Source organism: Streptomyces sp. NPDC004732 (genome assembly GCF_040609235.1).
GTDB lineage: Bacteria > Actinomycetota > Actinomycetes > Streptomycetales > Streptomycetaceae > Streptomyces.
Map to the genome: position 1 here is coordinate 373,996 of NZ_JBEXJR010000002.1, position 15,648 is coordinate 389,643.

Annotated in this window: 16 protein-coding genes; 7 read left to right on the forward strand and 9 right to left on the reverse strand. The window is 70.7% G+C overall.

What is annotated here, in order from left to right; genetic code table 11:
• Positions 1-50: 50 nt before the first annotated feature.
• Positions 51-254, reverse strand: coding sequence for a cold-shock protein (locus ABZV77_RS06265; RefSeq protein WP_030788646.1), 204 nt, complete (start codon positions 252-254; stop codon positions 51-53).
• Positions 255-595: 341 nt separating this feature from the next.
• Positions 596-943: a MerR family transcriptional regulator gene (locus ABZV77_RS06270; protein WP_356250909.1), complete on the reverse strand. Its 348-nt coding sequence runs from the start codon at positions 941-943 to the stop codon at positions 596-598.
• Between the two features lie 224 nt (positions 944-1,167).
• Between ABZV77_RS06270 and ABZV77_RS06275 the strand changes: the two genes are divergently transcribed.
• Positions 1,168-1,545: a hypothetical protein gene (locus ABZV77_RS06275; protein ID WP_356250912.1), complete on the forward strand. Its 378-nt coding sequence runs from the start codon at positions 1,168-1,170 to the stop codon at positions 1,543-1,545.
• Positions 1,546-1,623: 78 nt separating this feature from the next.
• Here ABZV77_RS06275 and ABZV77_RS06280 read toward each other — a convergent pair whose 3' ends face one another.
• Complete coding sequence (locus ABZV77_RS06280) at positions 1,624-2,481, reverse strand: serine protease (protein ID WP_356250915.1); 858 nt, start codon at positions 2,479-2,481, stop codon at positions 1,624-1,626.
• A gap of 220 nt (positions 2,482-2,701) precedes the next feature.
• On the opposite strand from ABZV77_RS06280, the gene ABZV77_RS06285 reads away from it, so the two are divergent.
• Both ABZV77_RS06285 and ABZV77_RS06290 read left to right on the forward strand, forming a co-directional pair.
• Positions 2,702-3,913 (forward strand): pyridoxal phosphate-dependent aminotransferase, encoded by a 1,212-nt coding sequence (locus ABZV77_RS06285; RefSeq protein WP_356250918.1) that lies wholly within the window; start codon positions 2,702-2,704, stop codon positions 3,911-3,913.
• 90 nt (positions 3,914-4,003) lie between these two features.
• Positions 4,004-4,414, forward strand: coding sequence for a hypothetical protein (locus tag ABZV77_RS06290; RefSeq protein WP_356250921.1), 411 nt, complete (start codon positions 4,004-4,006; stop codon positions 4,412-4,414).
• Between the two features lie 75 nt (positions 4,415-4,489).
• On the opposite strand, the gene ABZV77_RS06295 is transcribed toward ABZV77_RS06290, so the two are convergent.
• Together ABZV77_RS06295 and ABZV77_RS06300 are read right to left on the reverse strand one after the other, a co-directional pair.
• The gene (locus tag ABZV77_RS06295) at positions 4,490-6,235 is read right to left on the reverse strand and encodes an Ig-like domain repeat protein (RefSeq protein ID WP_356250924.1); all 1,746 of its coding nucleotides are present in this window, start codon (positions 6,233-6,235) and stop codon (positions 4,490-4,492) included.
• A 176-nt stretch (positions 6,236-6,411) separates the two neighbouring features.
• Positions 6,412-8,256, reverse strand: coding sequence for a phosphoenolpyruvate carboxykinase (GTP) (locus tag ABZV77_RS06300; protein ID WP_356250927.1), 1,845 nt, complete (start codon positions 8,254-8,256; stop codon positions 6,412-6,414).
• Between the two features lie 253 nt (positions 8,257-8,509).
• Between ABZV77_RS06300 and ABZV77_RS06305 the strand changes: the two genes are divergently transcribed.
• From ABZV77_RS06305 to ABZV77_RS06320, 4 genes are all read left to right on the forward strand, one after another.
• Entirely contained in the window at positions 8,510-9,226 is a 717-nt protein-coding gene (locus ABZV77_RS06305; protein WP_356250930.1) for a hemolysin III family protein, read from the forward strand.
• A gap of 107 nt (positions 9,227-9,333) precedes the next feature.
• Positions 9,334-10,848, forward strand: coding sequence for an MFS transporter (locus tag ABZV77_RS06310; protein ID WP_356250933.1), 1,515 nt, complete (start codon positions 9,334-9,336; stop codon positions 10,846-10,848).
• A 4-nt stretch (positions 10,849-10,852) separates the two neighbouring features.
• Positions 10,853-11,485 carry a TetR family transcriptional regulator gene (locus ABZV77_RS06315; protein ID WP_356250936.1) on the forward strand — a complete coding sequence of 211 codons (633 nt, stop codon included), beginning with the start codon at positions 10,853-10,855 and terminating at the stop codon, positions 11,483-11,485.
• A gap of 67 nt (positions 11,486-11,552) precedes the next feature.
• Entirely contained in the window at positions 11,553-12,317 is a 765-nt protein-coding gene (locus ABZV77_RS06320; RefSeq protein WP_356250939.1) for a Mut7-C RNAse domain-containing protein, read from the forward strand.
• Here the strand turns inward: ABZV77_RS06320 and ABZV77_RS06325 are convergent.
• The 4 genes from ABZV77_RS06325 to ABZV77_RS06340 form a co-directional block, all read right to left on the reverse strand.
• Positions 12,289-12,606, reverse strand: coding sequence for a hypothetical protein (locus ABZV77_RS06325; RefSeq protein WP_356250942.1), 318 nt, complete (start codon positions 12,604-12,606; stop codon positions 12,289-12,291). The genes ABZV77_RS06320 and ABZV77_RS06325 overlap by 29 nt on opposite strands.
• A 34-nt stretch (positions 12,607-12,640) precedes the next feature.
• On the reverse strand, positions 12,641-13,099 hold the full coding sequence (locus ABZV77_RS06330) for a nuclear transport factor 2 family protein (protein WP_356250945.1): 459 nt from the start codon (positions 13,097-13,099) through the stop codon (positions 12,641-12,643).
• Between the two features lie 143 nt (positions 13,100-13,242).
• A complete protein-coding gene (locus tag ABZV77_RS06335) occupies positions 13,243-15,264 on the reverse strand; it encodes a thioredoxin domain-containing protein (protein ID WP_356250948.1) in 2,022 nt (673 codons plus the stop codon).
• Between the two features lie 86 nt (positions 15,265-15,350).
• Entirely contained in the window at positions 15,351-15,614 is a 264-nt protein-coding gene (locus ABZV77_RS06340; protein WP_356250951.1) for a metal-sensitive transcriptional regulator, read from the reverse strand.
• Positions 15,615-15,648: the final 34 nt, after the last annotated feature.

The window sequence follows — 15,648 nt, forward strand, 5'->3', positions numbered from 1 at the left end:
TGGGGCCCGCACCCAAGGTGCGGGCCCCAGCTACGAAGTACGCGTCAGCGTCAGGCGGGAACGATGTTCTCGGCCTGCGGGCCCTTCTGGCCCTGCGTGACGTCGAAGGTCACCTTCTGGCCCTCCTGCAGCTCACGGAAGCCCTGGGTGGCGATGTTCGAGTAGTGGGCGAAGACGTCAGCGCCGCCACCCTCCTGCTCGATGAAGCCGAAGCCCTTTTCCGCGTTGAACCACTTCACGGTGCCAGTAGCCATGTCATATCTCCTTCGGGGCATTGCCCGGAAGCCCACACTGTGCGGACTCCACGTCGCCGCGATGATTACCCTGTCCGGAAATGACCGGCAAAACAAAGTGCCCTGCCGACACATAAAGTCGGCCGAGCACTTGGAGTCTTTGGAAACCACAACTGCAACTGATAACGACAGTAGCACGCGACGGCCCTCGGTGCAGGGGTTTCGATATCACTCCGCCAGTCGACAGATAAACCCTCAGCGCGCATCACGCGAAATTCTGCATTTGCCGTCACAGATATCCGACGGCGCCAGGCACAGCGTTTCGCGGGCGGCAGCCCCGGGACGCGGGCGGCCTCAGGACGTCAGGACGCTGACGCCCCCTCGGACCCGGCGGTGGTGCGGCGCAGCTCTTCGTTGATGCGCAGCGCGTCCTCCAGCTGGTCCTCGAGGATGACGATGCGGCAGGCCGAGTCGATCGGCGTGCCCTGGTCGACGAGCTCACGGGCCCGCGCCGCGACACGCAGCTGGTACCGGGAGTAGCGGCGGTGGCCGCCCTCCGACCGCAGGGGCGTGATCAGACGGGCCTCGCCGACCGCCCGGAGGAAGCCGGGCGTCGCGCCGATCATCGCGGCGGCCCGGCCCATCGTGTAGGCGGGGTAGTCGTCGTCGTCGAACCTGTCCTGGCCGCGCGAGGGGCTCTCTGGGGGCATCTGCACCTTTTCCGGAACGCGTCGAAGGGCCTGGCGCGTGCGGCACCAGGCCCCGAGGGGTTTCACACCATCCGCCGACCTCGCATGCCGGCGCCGTTGGCTATACCACGAACTCTAACAACGGGAGTCACGCATGTCTACTTCAGCCGCGATAGATTTTCGATGGCGAGGGAAGGGGGATCCGACACCCTGTGCCCACCCGTCCCTCGGTAGGCTGACCGGTCATGTCGAAGCCTGACGAGCTGCTCGTTGACATCGCCGCCCTGGTGGAGTCCGAGCACAGCAATCAGATGTCTCTCACCGTGGTCGTCGGCGGTGCCGTCATCACCGGACGGCTGGCCCCCGAGGCCCTGTGGCGGCGGCGCGTCGCCGAAGTCCTGAAGGACTCCTCCCGCCTCGGTCCCTTCGCCGCCGCGTTCGCGGCGCCCGAGGCGGACTCCGGCCCGCCCCGGGACACCGCGCCGCCCGCCCATCTCCACTTCCACCTGGCCCGGATCCTCCAGGGCAGCCTGGGGCTCCCGGAGACCGGCGGGATGTACCGCATCGCCCTCCAGGACGTGAGCGCCTGGACCGTGGGGGACCTCAGCTACTCCGACCACTGACACCGACCCGGACACGCGAGTGCCGCCCGGACCGGGTCCGGGCGGCACTCGTACGGACTGCGTGAACCGTGTGGACGGCTACCGGGCCCGGACGCCGGAAGGCTTGGGCAGCTCACAGCCCTCGCGGCTCAGGTCGATCTTGTTGCCCTCGCCGACGCACGGCACGATCCAGTAGGTCTGCTGCGCGTAGTTGATGCCCTCGCGCACGGTGACCTTGCCGTTCTCGTCGACCTCGCACGGGTTGTTGTCCGTGCACTCCTCACCGCTCTCGTTGCCGGTGTTGTTGACGGCGACGACCTTGCCGGTCTCGTCGTCGATCACCGGGGAGCCCGAGGTGCCGCCGATCGTCTTGCAGTCGGGGGTGTAGCGGACCGAGTCCTTCCAGGTCCAGTTCCCCTCCTTCAGGCGGTACGCGAACCCGTCGATGTTGCAGCTGTAGGTCTTCTTCCAGTAGCCGGACGCGACGGTGATCGCCCGTCCCTGCTCGGGCTTCGCCGAGTTCAGCTCCAGCGCCTTGATCCCGTACTTGCTCTCGATGTCGCTGTAGGTGCTGGTGGTCTGATAGATCGACATGTCCGTGTCGGTCATCGTGCCGTACGCGATCTTGCTGGCCTTGATGCTCCCGAGTTCGCCGCCCGCGCCGTCGAGCAGCTTGAAGCTGCGGGACGAGGGCTGGTCGACGATGACTTCGCCCGGCGCGGGGAAGCCGTCCTCCAGGCAGTGGCCGTTGGACAGGACCAGGGCCGGGTCGCCGGGCTTCGAGTCGGGCACGCGGACCACGGAGCCGGAACAGTTGCTGAGCGCCACCGTCCCCGCGAGGTCGACGGCCTTGGTCTTCGGCTTGGCGGGCGGTTGGTCGCCGACGGCTGTCGCGGGCGCCGCGGCTGCTCCGATGAGCAGGGCGGCGAAGCACGCACCGACGAGAGGCTTGTTCATGTGGGGGTCCCCTCTGATGACTAAGTGACCGAAGTTTCTTCGGTGTTGTCATGCGCATTGTTGGGGTGCCGCGCCGTCAGGACAAGACCACAAACGGACACAACTGACCGCTGACAGGACGCCAGAGAGCGGAACGAGACGCTCCGCCAGGCATAACGGGACACCCCTTGTGTCCGAAAACACGAGGCGGCGCGCGATACCCGCCCGTAAGCTCGCGGACATGCAGGTCATCCAGTCGACGAAGCTCTCCAACGTCTGTTACGAGATCCGGGGCCCGGTGCTCGAGGAGGCGATGCGGCTGGAGGCGGCCGGACACCGCATCCTCAAGCTCAACACCGGCAACCCCGCGGCCTTCGGCTTCGAGTGCCCGCCCGAGATCCTCGAGGACGTCCTCCGCAACGTCGGCGACGCCCATGGCTACGGCGACGCGAAGGGCCTCCTGGCCGCCCGCCGCGCGGTCGTCATGCACAACCAGACCCTGGGCATCGAGACCGACGTCGAGCACGTCTTCATCGGCAACGGCGTCTCCGAGCTCATCGTGATGGCCATGCAGGCCCTGCTGGACGACGGCGACGAGGTCCTCGTACCGGCGCCGGACTATCCCCTGTGGACCGCGGCCGTCTCCCTGTCCGGCGGCACCGCCGTGCACTACCGCTGCGACGAGCAGTCGGACTGGATGCCGGACCTCGCCGACATCGAGCGCAAGGTCACCGACCGCACCAAGGCGCTGGTGATCATCAACCCGAACAACCCGACCGGCGCCGTCTACGACGAAGCGATGGTGCGCGGCCTCACCGACATCGCGCGCCGCCACAACCTGCTGGTCTGCTCGGACGAGATCTACGACAAGATCCTCTACGACGGCGCGACGCACACGCCGACCGCCGCCATCGCCCCCGACCTGCTGACCCTCACCTTCAACGGCATGTCGAAGGCGTACCGCGTGGCGGGCTACCGCGTCGGCTGGATGGCGATCTCGGGCCCGAAGGCGCACGCGTCCTCGTACATCGAGGGCCTCACGATCCTCGCCAACATGCGCCTGTGCGCGAACATGCCGGGCCAGCACGGCGTCGTCGCCGCGCTGAGCGGACGGCAGACGATCAACGACCTCGTACTGCCGGGCGGCCGGCTCCTGGAGCAGCGCGACACGGCGTACGACCTGCTGACCCAGATCCCCGGCGTGACCTGTGTGAAGCCGAAGGGGTCGCTCTACCTCTTCCCGCGGCTCGACCCGAAGGTCTTCAGGATCAAGGACGACCGGCAGATGGTCCTCGACCTGCTGCGCGCCGAGAAGATCATGGTCGTGCACGGCACGGGCTTCAACTGGCCCGAGCCCGATCACTTCCGCGTCGTCACGCTGCCGACCGCGACGGACCTCGCCGAGGCGGTCACCCGGATCGGCACGTTCCTGGACGGCTACAGCCAGCCCTGACCAGCCCCCACCGCCCGAAATTGGCTCCGGCTCAACTTTAGACAGAATCTAAGCTAGGATGGTTTTCAAGCAATGGTTGGAGGCCATCCCATGTACGAGCCGATCCGCACGAAGTCGGTCCACACGATGGCCGACGACACGAGCTATCCGCACCGCACCCGCGAGGAGGAGCTGGACATCCAGCTCGCCGGGCACCTCGCGGCGCTGCTCGCCCTCACCGACGAGCTGCGCGCCCTGTCCCCGGCCGCCGCGCTCGACGACGCCGCCGAGCAGCTGGCGTACCAGGTGGCGCGCCTGCGCGCTGGCGTCCGCCCGCCCCGGTCCGCCGTCGCGGCCGCGATCCACGAGCCCCACCTCGCCGCCCTGCACCAGCGCGCCCACGCCCTCGCGGGCCGCGCCCTGGTGGTGGCGGCCTCCCGTGCCGACACCGCGGCGGCGATCCTGGCCGCCGGGCGCATGGACGCCCACGCGGACGCCTCGCGCCTGGTCGGCGCCCCCTGATCGGCCCCGGTCCGCGGCCGGGGAGGCCACGGACCGGGTGCCACCAACCCGGCGACAGCTGGGGGTGCCGGCCGCCTAGCCGGTGATCTTGACGGTGGCCTCGGCGGACGAGCCCTGGTGCAGGGCGTCCCCCTCGTAGCTCACCGTGTAGAGCGTCCTGCCCCGCTTGTTGGGCAGGTCCTTGATCTTGAACGTGCCGTCGGCCGCGACCTGCGCCGACGTCAGCTCGCCCGTCGTGCCGAGCCGGTCGGTCCGCGTCACCTTGAGGCTGATCCCGGACGGCAGCGCGCGCCCCTGCCCGGTCAGCGTGCCGGTGATCTGGACGCCACCCGCGCGGGTGGCCTCGGCGGGCGCGGTCAGTTCGATCGCCGTCGGGGCCTTGGCCACGTCCACCGTGACCGTGACGTCCTCGGCCGGGCGGTGCGTGACGTCGCCGAGGAACCGCAGCGTGTACGTCGCCTCGCCGAGCCGGTCCGGCACGTCCAGGACGGTGAAGCTGCCGTCGGCCGCGACCTTGGCGGCCGCCACTTCCTGCGTGCCGTCGGCGTCCTTGCGGACCGCGGCGACCTTCACGGGTTCGGCGGGCGCGGGCCCGTCGAGCTCCAACTTGCCGCGGATGCCGAGGGGTTCACCGACGACGGGCTTCGAGGGCGTGGTGGTGAGGGCGCCGGTGAAGCGGGAGTCGTACTGGGCGGCGGGCGGCTTGATGACGTGCAGCCAGTGGCCGCTGCCGCCGTCCGAGGTCACCGCGAAGAGCCGCGAACCGTCCTTGGCCCAGCCGAGCCCCTGCGGCACGACCCGCGTCCCGTCGAGGTCCCCTTCGAAGGCGAACTCCAGCGGCGTGGTGCCGTCCTTCGGGTCGGCGGGCTGGATCAGCAGGTCCGCCGCGCTGCCGGTGACGGCCGCGCCCCGCGCCACGTACTTCCCGTCGCCGCTGAACGCCACCGCCGACGCCTTCGCGCCCGCGGGCAGCGGCTGATAGCCCGCAGGGGCGTCCGCCAGATCACCGGCGTCGAGCAGCCGCGTGCCGTACGCGGCGTCCGCCACGGCGATGCGCTTGCCGTCGGCGCTCTGCGCGATGTCCTTCAGGTCGAGCGCGCCCTTGCCCTCGGCGTCGGCGAACCGCCGCGAGGGGCCCCGCACGAGGGTGTCGCCGCTCGCATCGAACGTAGTGAGGAACGGGTCGGCCGTGGGACCCGCACCCGACTGCCCCATCACCAGCCGGTCGGGCGCCCCGGGCCCGGCCTCAAGGCGCAGCCTCCCCTGGCTGTTCCACCCGGTGTTGGCCCAGGACGAGCCGTCGACGCCGTACAGCAGGGCCATGTTGTCGGGCCGGTCGCAGTACGAGGAGCCGGAGTACGGCGTCTCCGTGTAGTACGTCTTGCCGCCCGCGAACGCCACCTCCCGGCCGCAGGTCACGTCGTAGGGCGTGCTCGCGGCGCCGGTCCTGGTCTGCGTCGCCGTGTCGAACGCCAGGATGCGGTTGGACTGCGAGACGTGCAGGGTCGCGCCGTCCGCGCTGAGCGCCATGCCGGACGCGGGCTGGTCGGTGGCGAGCGAACCGACCCGCTGGCCCTGGAAGTTGTAGACCAGGACCTCGCTCGCCCCCGAGCCGCTCTTGCGCCCGTCGGTGACGTAGACCCGCTCGTGCGCGTCGTCGACCACCATCGCCCCGAACGACGAGACGGGCAGCTTCGCCGCCTCGTCGGAAGGTGTCGCCGCGGACGCGGCGGGCGCCCCCAGGGCGACCAGACCGGCGGAGCCGAGGACCACCGCGACCGCGGCGCCCGTGACCCGTCGTAAGCCTCGCGAACTCTTCAACTCGTCCCCCCACAGGATCGATCGACGGTCCGCCGTGGATCAGCGGGCCGTCATGCGGACCCATGAAACATGTGAGAGGAGTGTGAAGGCAAGGTGTTCAAGATGCGGGTGTGTCACACGGCCGGGCCCCCGCACGCCGTTGTGCGGGGGCCCGGCCGAAAGCGGAACGACTGGGGTCAGCCGAGCCGCTGCACCAAGGCGCGGTACTCGTCCCACAGCTCCTTGGGCGTGTGGTCGCCGAAGGTGTTCAGGTGCTCGGGGACCAGCGAGGCCTCGTCGCGCCAGACCTCCTTGTCGACCGTGAGCAGGAACTCAAGGTCGTCCTTGGCCAGGTCGAGGCCGTCGGTGTCCAGTGAGTCGACCGTCGGCAGGATGCCGATGGGGGTCTCGACGCCCTCGGCCCTGCCGTCGAGGCGCTCCACGATCCACTTCAGGACGCGGGAGTTCTCACCGAAGCCGGGCCACACGAACTTGCCGTCCGCGTTCTTCCGGAACCAGTTGACGTAGTAGATCTTCGGCAGCTTGGACTGGTCCGGCTTGTCCGCGCCGACCTTGACCCAGTGGTTCATGTAGTCGCCCATGTTGTAGCCGCAGAACGGCAGCATGGCGAACGGGTCGCGGCGCAGCTCGCCGACCTTGCCCTCGGCGGCGGCGGTCTTCTCGGAGGCGACGTTGGCGCCGAGGAAGACGCCGTGCTGCCAGTTGAAGGACTCCGTCACCAGCGGCACCGCGCTGGCGCGGCGGCCGCCGAAGAGGATCGCGGAGATCGGCACGCCCTTGGGGTCCTCCCACTCGGGCGCGATGATCGGGCACTGCGAGGCGGGCGTGGTGAAGCGGGCGTTCGGGTGCGCGGCGGGCACGCCGGACTCGGGGGTCCAGTCGTTGCCCTTCCAGTCGGTGAGGTGCGCCGGAGTCTCCTCCGTCATGCCCTCCCACCAGACGTCGCCGTCGTCGGTGAGCGCGACGTTCGTGAAGACGGAGTTGCCCCACAGCGTCTTCATGGCGTTGGCGTTGGTGTGCTCGCCGGTGCCGGGCGCGACGCCGAAGAAGCCCGCCTCGGGGTTGATCGCGTAGAGGCGGCCGTCCTCGCCGAACCGCATCCAGGCGATGTCGTCACCGATGGTCTCGACGGTCCAGCCGGAGATCGTGGGCTCCAGCATGGCGAGGTTGGTCTTGCCGCATGCGCTAGGGAACGCGGCAGCGACGTACTTCGACTCGCCCTGCGGGGGCGTGAGCTTGAGGATCAGCATGTGCTCGGCGAGCCAGCCCTCGTCGCGCGCCATGACGGAGGCGATGCGCAGGGCGTAGCACTTCTTGCCGAGCAGGGCGTTGCCGCCGTAGCCCGAGCCGAACGACCAGATCTCGCGGTCCTCGGGGAAGTGCGAGATGTACTTCGTGGAGTTGCAGGGCCACGGCACGTCCGCCTGGCCCTCTTCGAGCGGGGCGCCGAGCGTGTGGACGGCCTTCACGAAGAAGCCGTCGTCGCCGAGCTCGTCCAGGACGGCCTGGCCCATGCGGGTCATGGTGCGCATCGAGACGGCGACGTACGCGGAGTCGGTGATCTCGACGCCGATGGCGGAGAGCGGCGAGCCGACCGGGCCCATGCAGAAGGGCACGACGTACATGGTGCGGCCGCGCATGGAGCCGCGGAAGACGCCCTTCTCCCCCGCGAAGATCTCCCGCATCTCTGCGGGAGCCTTCCAGTGGTTCGTCGGACCCGCGTCCTCTTCCTTCTCGGAGCAGATGAAGGTGCGGTCCTCGACGCGCGCGACGTCGGTCGGGTCGGAGGCCGCGTAGAACGAGTTCGGGCGCTTGATCGGGTCGAGCTTCTTGAAGGTGCCCTTGGAGACGAGCTCCTCGCACAGGCGCTCGTACTCGACCTCGGACCCGTCGCACCAGACCACACGGTCCGGCTGCGTCAGTTCGGCGATCTCGTTGACCCAGGAGACGAGGTCCTGGTGGTTGGTCGGGGCAGTGCCCAGGGGCTCTGCGAGAAGGGGAGCCGCGATGTCGCGCGCCACGATTGCTCCTAATCGAGGGGTTTTTGGAATGTATGCCCCGTGGGGGCTGCGACCCGGACGCTTCACGTGTACTTACTTTGGCGCTCATCCGGTGCCGACCGCACTCATTTGATCATCCGACGCGTTCGCGCATCTGTCCAGAGGGCCTCACACTTGAGCGGCGTGAGCATCGCCACTTGTACGGGTACGGGTGCCTGGGCGACGTTCCGTCCGTTTGACGTTCGGCTTACGGGGCCGTAGGTACGATGCCGACATGACCGCCCATGTCCCTGAAGCGATGCCGCACTCCGCGGACTCCCCCTCGCTCGTCCCTTCTCCGGACTCCGTGCCGCTCCCCGTGAAGCCGAAGATGCGCGGCTGGCTGCATGCGGGCATGTTCCCCGCGGTAGTGGTCGCGGGCCTGGTGCTCACCGCCCTCGCGGACTCCCCCCGCGGCAGGCTGGCCTGCGGCATCTTCGCGCTGAGCGCCTGCCTGCTGTTCGGCATCAGCGCGCTGTACCACCGGGGCAACTGGAGCCCCAGAGCCGACGCCATCCTGCGCCGCCTCGACCACTCCAACATCTTCCTGATCATCGCGGGCACGTACACCCCGCTGACGCTGCTGCTCCTGCCCGAGGCCAAGGGGCAGTGGCTGATGTGGGGCATCTGGGGGGCGGCCCTGGCCGGGATCGCCTTCCGCGTCTTCTGGGTCGGCGCCCCGCGCTGGCTCTACACGCCGTGCTACATCGCGATGGGCTGGGCCGCCGTCTTCTTCCTGCCGGACTTCATGCGGACGGGCGGCATCGCCGTCCTCGTCCTGGTCATCGTCGGCGGAGTGCTCTACAGCGTGGGCGGCGTGATCTACGGAATCAAGCGCCCGAACCCCTCCCCCCGGTTCTTCGGCTTCCACGAGGTCTTCCACTCGCTGACGCTGGCCGCCTTCGTCATCCACTACGTCGGCATCTCCCTGGTGGCCTACCAGCACGGCTGATCCCCCCTTTCCACTCCAGTGGCCGCGGTCCGACCGTGGCCACTTTTTTCATGCCCGCACCCGCCCAGTATTGACAGTAACCTTCTTTTGAGAGCTACTCTCATTTCATGGCCACTGTCACTATCCCGACTGTTGTGCGGCAGGACCCCCGCCGCTGGTGGGCGCTCGGCGCCCTGGTCGCGAGCATGCTCGTGCTCGGTTTCGACATGACGATCCTCAATGTCGCGCTGCCGACGATGGCCGCGCAGCTCGGCGCGAGCACGGGCGAGCAGCAGTGGATGGCCGACGCGTACGTCGTCGTCTTCGCCGCGCTGATGCTCCCTGCCGGGCTGCTCGGCGACCGGTTCGGGCGGCGCCGGATGCTGATGACCGGCCTGGGGATCTTCCTCGCGGGATCCCTCATCGGCACGCTCGCCGACGACGTCTCCCTCGTCGTCGTGGCACGCGCCGTCATGGGCATCGGCGGCGCCCTCGTGATGCCGCTCGCGATGGCCGTGCTGCCCGCGCTGTTCGGACCCGGCGAGCGGACCAAGGCCGTCGGTGTCGTCTCCGCCGCCTCCGCGCTCGGCATGCCGCTCGGACCGATCATCGGCGGCTGGCTGCTCGACCACTTCTGGTGGGGCTCGATCTTCCTGATCAACATCCCGATGGTCGCGATCGGCCTCACCGCCTGCCTGCTCCTGCTGCCGGAGACCCGCGACCCCGCGTCTCCCAAGGTCGACACCGTCTCCACCGCCCTGACCGCCGCCGGGCTCGGCGCGCTCATCTACGGCATCATCGAGGCGCCCGGACGCGGCTGGAGCGACCCCCTGGTCCTCTCCATGTTCACCGGCGCCGCCCTGCTGCTCACCGCACTCGTCCTGCGCGAGCGCCGGATGACGCGCCCGATGCTCGACATGTCGCTGCTGCGCAACCGCGCCTTCTTCCTGAACACGCTGGCGGCGACGCTGGTGATGTTCGTGCTCTCGGGCCTGATGTTCGTGCTGCCGCAGTACCTCCAGGCGGTCCTCGGCAACGACGCGTTCGGCACCGGCGTGCGGATGCTCCCGATGATGGGCGGTCTCCTGGTCGCCGCGAAGGGGGCGGAACCCGTCGTGCGCCGGTTCGGGGCGCGAGCGGTGATCAGCGGCGGGCTCGTGGTCCTCGCCTTCGCCGCGATCCTCGGCAGCCGCACGGACGTCGACAGCGGCTACGGCTTCACCGCGCTGTGGCTCTCGGTGGCCGGTCTCGGCTTCGGCTTCGCGGTCGTGCCGTCCATGGACTCGGCGCTCGGCGCACTGCCCGTGGACCGCGCGGGCTCCGGCTCGGGACTGCTCATGACGGTACGACAGGTGGGCAGCGCCATCGGGATCGCGCTCCTCGGCTCGCTCCTCGCCGGGGTGTACACCGACCGCCTCGACACCGGGGGCCTGCCGGGCCCCGCGGCCGACGCGGCGGGCGACTCGGTGGTCGCCGCGCACGGGGTCGCCGAACGGCTCGGCGCGCCGCAGCTCGCGGCGTCCGCGAACTCCGCGTACGTCGACGGCATGGGCCTGGTCCTGCTGGTCAGCGGTGTCGCCGCGCTGGTGACCGCGCTGTGCGTCGCGGCGCTCCTGCCGGGGCGGGACGATGGCCGACAATGACGTCATGACGGCCGCACGTATCTCCGCCCCCGCGAGCGCCCCCCAGCCGGGCCTTCGCGAGCGCAAGAAGCTCAAGACCCGCATCGCGATCCGGGACGCGACGTACCGGCTGATCCGGGAGCAGGGGTACGAGGCGACGACCGTCGAGCAGATCGCGGAGGCGGCGGAGGTCTCCCCGTCCACCGTCTTCCGCTACTTCCCGACCAAGGAGGACATCGTCCTCACGGATGAGTTCGACCCGTTCCTGGAGCGGCAGTTGCGGGAGCGGCCCGCCGACGAGCCGGTCGTGGAGTCGCTGCGGGTCGTGCTGCGCCGGGCCCTCTCCTTCGACTTCGCGGAGGAGCCCGAGGTCACCAGGTTGCGGACGCAGCTGATGATCGAGGTGCCCGCCGTGCGCTCCCGGATGCTGGAGAGCATGTCGGTCACCGGCGGCATCCTGTGCCGGAGCATCGCGGAGCGCACCGGCCGCGACCCCGGCGACCTTGAGGTGCGGGCCTTCTCCATGGGCCTGATCGGCGCGCTCACCGAGACGACGGCGTACTGGGCGGAGCGCGGCCACAAGGACGACCTGCCCACGCTGGTCGACCGGACGCTGGACATGCTGACGAGCGGGTTCGCGGGGCCGTCCGAGGCGTAGTCCGAGGCGTAGGGGCAGGCGGAAAAACCCCGGGTGGTCACCGCCCCCGGCATGCCATCCTGACCGCATGAACGGTCCGGAGATCCTCATCGACTTCGCCCCCGAGCTGGGGATTTTCGTCCCGCACGAGCGAAGGGGCGGCCCCACGGGGGCCGTTACGGACGGCGTGTCCACGCTCGGGCACGTCGTGGAGTCGCTCGGCGTCCCGCTCACGGAGGCAGGCGCGCTCGTCGTCGACGGCCGCGAGGTCGCCGTCGGGCACGTCCCCGCGGCGGGCGAGACCGTCATCGTCCGCGCGGTCGCCCGCCCCCAGGAAGTGCCCGGCGCCCCGCTGCGCTTCCTCCTCGACGTCCATCTCGGCACGCTGGCGCGGCGCCTGCGGCTGCTGGGCGTCGACACGGCGTACGAGAGCACGGACATCGGCGACCCGGCCCTGGCGGCGCGCTCGGCCGCCGAACGCCGCGTCCTGCTCAGCCGCGACCGTGGCCTGCTCCGCCGCCGCGAGCTGTGGGCGGGTGCCTACGTCTACAGCGACCGCCCCGACGACCAACTCCGCGACGTCCTCGGCCGCTTCGCCCCCGAACTGCGCCCCTGGACCCGCTGCAGCGCCTGCAACGGCACGCTGCGCCCGGCCACGAAGGACGAGGTGGCGGACCGCCTGGAGGGCGGCACCCGCGGCACGTACGACGTGTTCGCCCAGTGCGGGACCTGCGAGCGCGTGTTCTGGCGGGGCGCCCACCACGACCGCCTCGAAGCCATCGTGGAGCGGGCGCTGGAGGAATTCGGTGCCGCGGGGGCCGGGGTCACGGCTCGTACAGCGGCAGGAAGTTGATGGCCGCTTCTTCGTACGGATGAGCCGCCCGCACCGCCTCCAGGACGGCGCGGGCCTGCTCCTGCCCGCAGACGGACTCGACCCGGCACTCCGCTCCCCGCTGCACGACGCCGACCTCCCCGTCGTAGGGCTGTGCGCCGGGCAGGGGCAGCCAGGTCCCGCTGACGGGCCACCAGCTCGCGCACCGCGCGTACTCCCCGATCCGGCCCGCACCGGCCGCGTGCAGGGCGTCGATCACCTGCTCCACATGGCTCTCCGGGACGGCTATCTCTATCTTCAGACGCACCATCCCGGGACCCTAACCACCGGGCCCCGCGCCGCCGTCAGCGCCCCTGGGCAGCGCTCCCCGGCTCGAAGGCCCGGGCCACCGCCAGGCTGTCCTCGTAGACGTGGTGCCGGGTGACGAGGCCGTCCTCGACCGTCAGGTGCAGGGCGAACCGCGCACGGTAGGCGCGCCCCGTGGGACGGGCGGTCTGGCGGATCTCGCCGAGCACCACCGCGTCGTCGCCGTCGACGAGGATGCGCTCGACCTCGGTCGCCACCTGCTCGGGCACGTGGTGCTCGGCGAGCTCGCGGTAGTGCGCGGCCGCGTCGGCCCGGGTGGACCGGTGCCGGATCCACGGCGTGGCCGCCCGGCCGTGCTCGGACTCCGGCCAGTCCAGCTTCCAGTCGCCCCGCTCCGCGTACAGCTCGGCGATCCGTTCCGGGTCGCCCTCGCCGATCCGGCGCAGCAGCTCCTCGATGACGGCGCGGGTGCGGTGAGGTGCGGTGCTGGTGGACATGGTCGGCATGGTCGGCCCTTCCGTCCCGGCCGCGCCAAGGTCGGCGCGGGAAGATCACCATCCTTTCCGGCGCGGCCGGGACGGGGCGATTACCTCGCGGGTAATGGCGGCCTACGCCCACGGCAAACGCAACGGCATTGGCCCTAGGAGAGCTGCTCCGCGAGCTCCGCCGGGTCCGTCGTCGGAGCGCTGCAGACGAAGCCCCGGCAGACGTACGCCGCGGGGCGGCCTTCGACCAGGGGGCGGTCGGCGAGGAGCGGGAGTTCGGTGCTGCCCGCCGGGCCCGCCGCCACGACCGCTCCCGGTGCCGTGCCGAGCAGCGCCGTGCGGTGCAGGTCGCCCAGGACGTCGCCCACCACGGCCACCTCGCGCGGCCCGTCGAGCGCCGCCTCCGCGACCGCGAGGCCGTTGCCGATGAACCGCGGCACGCGCGGGCCGAGCGCCTTGACGATGCCCAGCGCCCGCTCCGCCGCGGTGCGGTGCGGCTCGGCGCCCGTGTGCGCCGCGTAGGAGAGGAGCGCGCCCGCGGCCGCCGTCCATCCGGAGGGCGCCGCGTTGTCGGTCGGGTCCTGCGGGCGGCGGATGAGCTGCTCCGCGTCGGCCGCCGTGTCGTACAGCGCGCCGCTCTCCGCGTCCACGAACTGCGCGAGGACGTGGTCGAGGAGGAAGCCCGCGAACTCCAGCCACACCCCCTCCCCGGTGACCCCGGCCAGCGCGAGGAAGCCCTCGGCCACATCGGCGTAGTCCTCCAGGACACCCGTGTTGGCGCCCGCCCTGCCGTCCTTGGAGGTGCGGGCGAGCCGGGCGCGCGGGTCCATGTGGAGACGTACGAGGAGATCGCCCGCGCCCACCGCGGCCGCGATCAGGTCCGGCCGGTCGAAGTACGCGCCGACCTCGGCGAGCGCGGCGATCGCCAGACCGTTCCACGCGGCGACCACCTTGTCGTCGCGGCCCGGCGCGGGACGCCCCGCGCGCGCCGCGAGGAGCCGCTCCCGGATGGCGGCAAGCCGCGAGGCGTCCGCCAGCGGGCCCTCGGTCCTCGGGAGTTGCAGGACGGAGGCGCCCTTCTCGAAGGTGCCCTCCGCCGTCACGCCGAAGCAGGACATCGCCAGCTCCGCGTCGGCCTCCCCGAGCACCTCACGCAGCTGCTCCGGCGTCCACACGTAGTACGCGCCCTCGACGTGCTCGCCCGTCGCCGGGTCCTCGCTGTCCGCGTCGAGCGCGGAGGCGAACCCGCCTTCGTTCGTGCGGAGTTCGCGGACCATGAAGTCCGCCGTCTCCAGGGCGACGCGGCGGGCGAGCTCCGAGCCGGTGGCCCGCCACAGGTGGGCGTACGTACGGCACAGCAGCGCGTTGTCGTACAGCATCTTCTCGAAGTGCGGCACCACCCACTCGCGGTCGACGGAGTACCGCGCGAAGCCGCCGCCGAGCTGGTCGTAGATGCCGCCGCGCGCCATCCGCTCACATGTGTCGGCGGCCATCTGCAGCGCGCCCTCGGCGCCCACGCGGGCGTAGTGCCGCAGCAGGAACTCGACCGCCATGGACGGCGGGAACTTCGGCGCGCCGCCGAAGCCGCCGTGCGCCGCGTCGTAGTCACGGGTCAGGCCGAGCAGCGCCTGGGCGAGCTCGTCCTCGCCGGGCTTCTCGTCGGCGTTGTGGGTGAGCTGGCGCTCGCCGAGATCGCGCACGATCTTGCCCGCCACCTCGTCGACCTCGCCGCGCCGGTCCGTCCACGCCCGCTGGACGCCGTCGAGGACCTGCGGGAAGGACGGCATGCCGTGCCGCGGCTCCGGCGGGAAGTACGTGCCGAAGTAGAACGGCTCGGCGTCGGGGGTGAGGAAGACGGTCATGGGCCAGCCGCCCTGACCCGTCGCGGCCTGCACGGCCTCCATGTAGACGGCGTCGACGTCGGGCCGCTCCTCGCGGTCGACCTTGATGTTCACGAAGTTCCGGTTCATGAGCGCGGCCGTCGCCTCGTCCTCGAAGGACTCGTGCGCCATGACGTGGCACCAGTGACAGGAGCTGTAGCCGACGCTCAGCAGCACCGGCACGCCGCGCCGTCTGGCCTCCTCGAAGGCGGCGGGCGCCCACGGCCACCAGTCGACCGGGTTGTCGGCGTGCTGAAGGAGGTAGGGGGAGGTCTCTTGCGCAAGGCGATTGGGCATGGGGCCATCCTCCATCACCGGCTGTGCCCGCGCGTCGAGGCGAAGGTCTTACGCGCCCATGGCGCGGGCCGCCGCGCCGGGCCCCGTTACGCGAGGGCGAGGAAGAGCTTCTCCAGTTCCTCCTCCGACATCGGCGGGGTGTCGGAGTCTCCCGCGAGGCACTGCCGCATTCCGCTTGCGACGATCTTGAACCCGGCCCGGTCCAGGGCGCGGGACACCGCGGCGAGCTGCGTCACCACGTCCTTGCAGTCCCGGCCCGCCTCGATCATCGTGATCACGGCGGTCAGTTGTCCCTGAGCCCGCCGCAGCCGGTTCAGGACGGGCTGCATCGACTCTTCGTCCACCTGCATGCGATCCTCCTTCGCTCCCATTCCCTGGCAACGA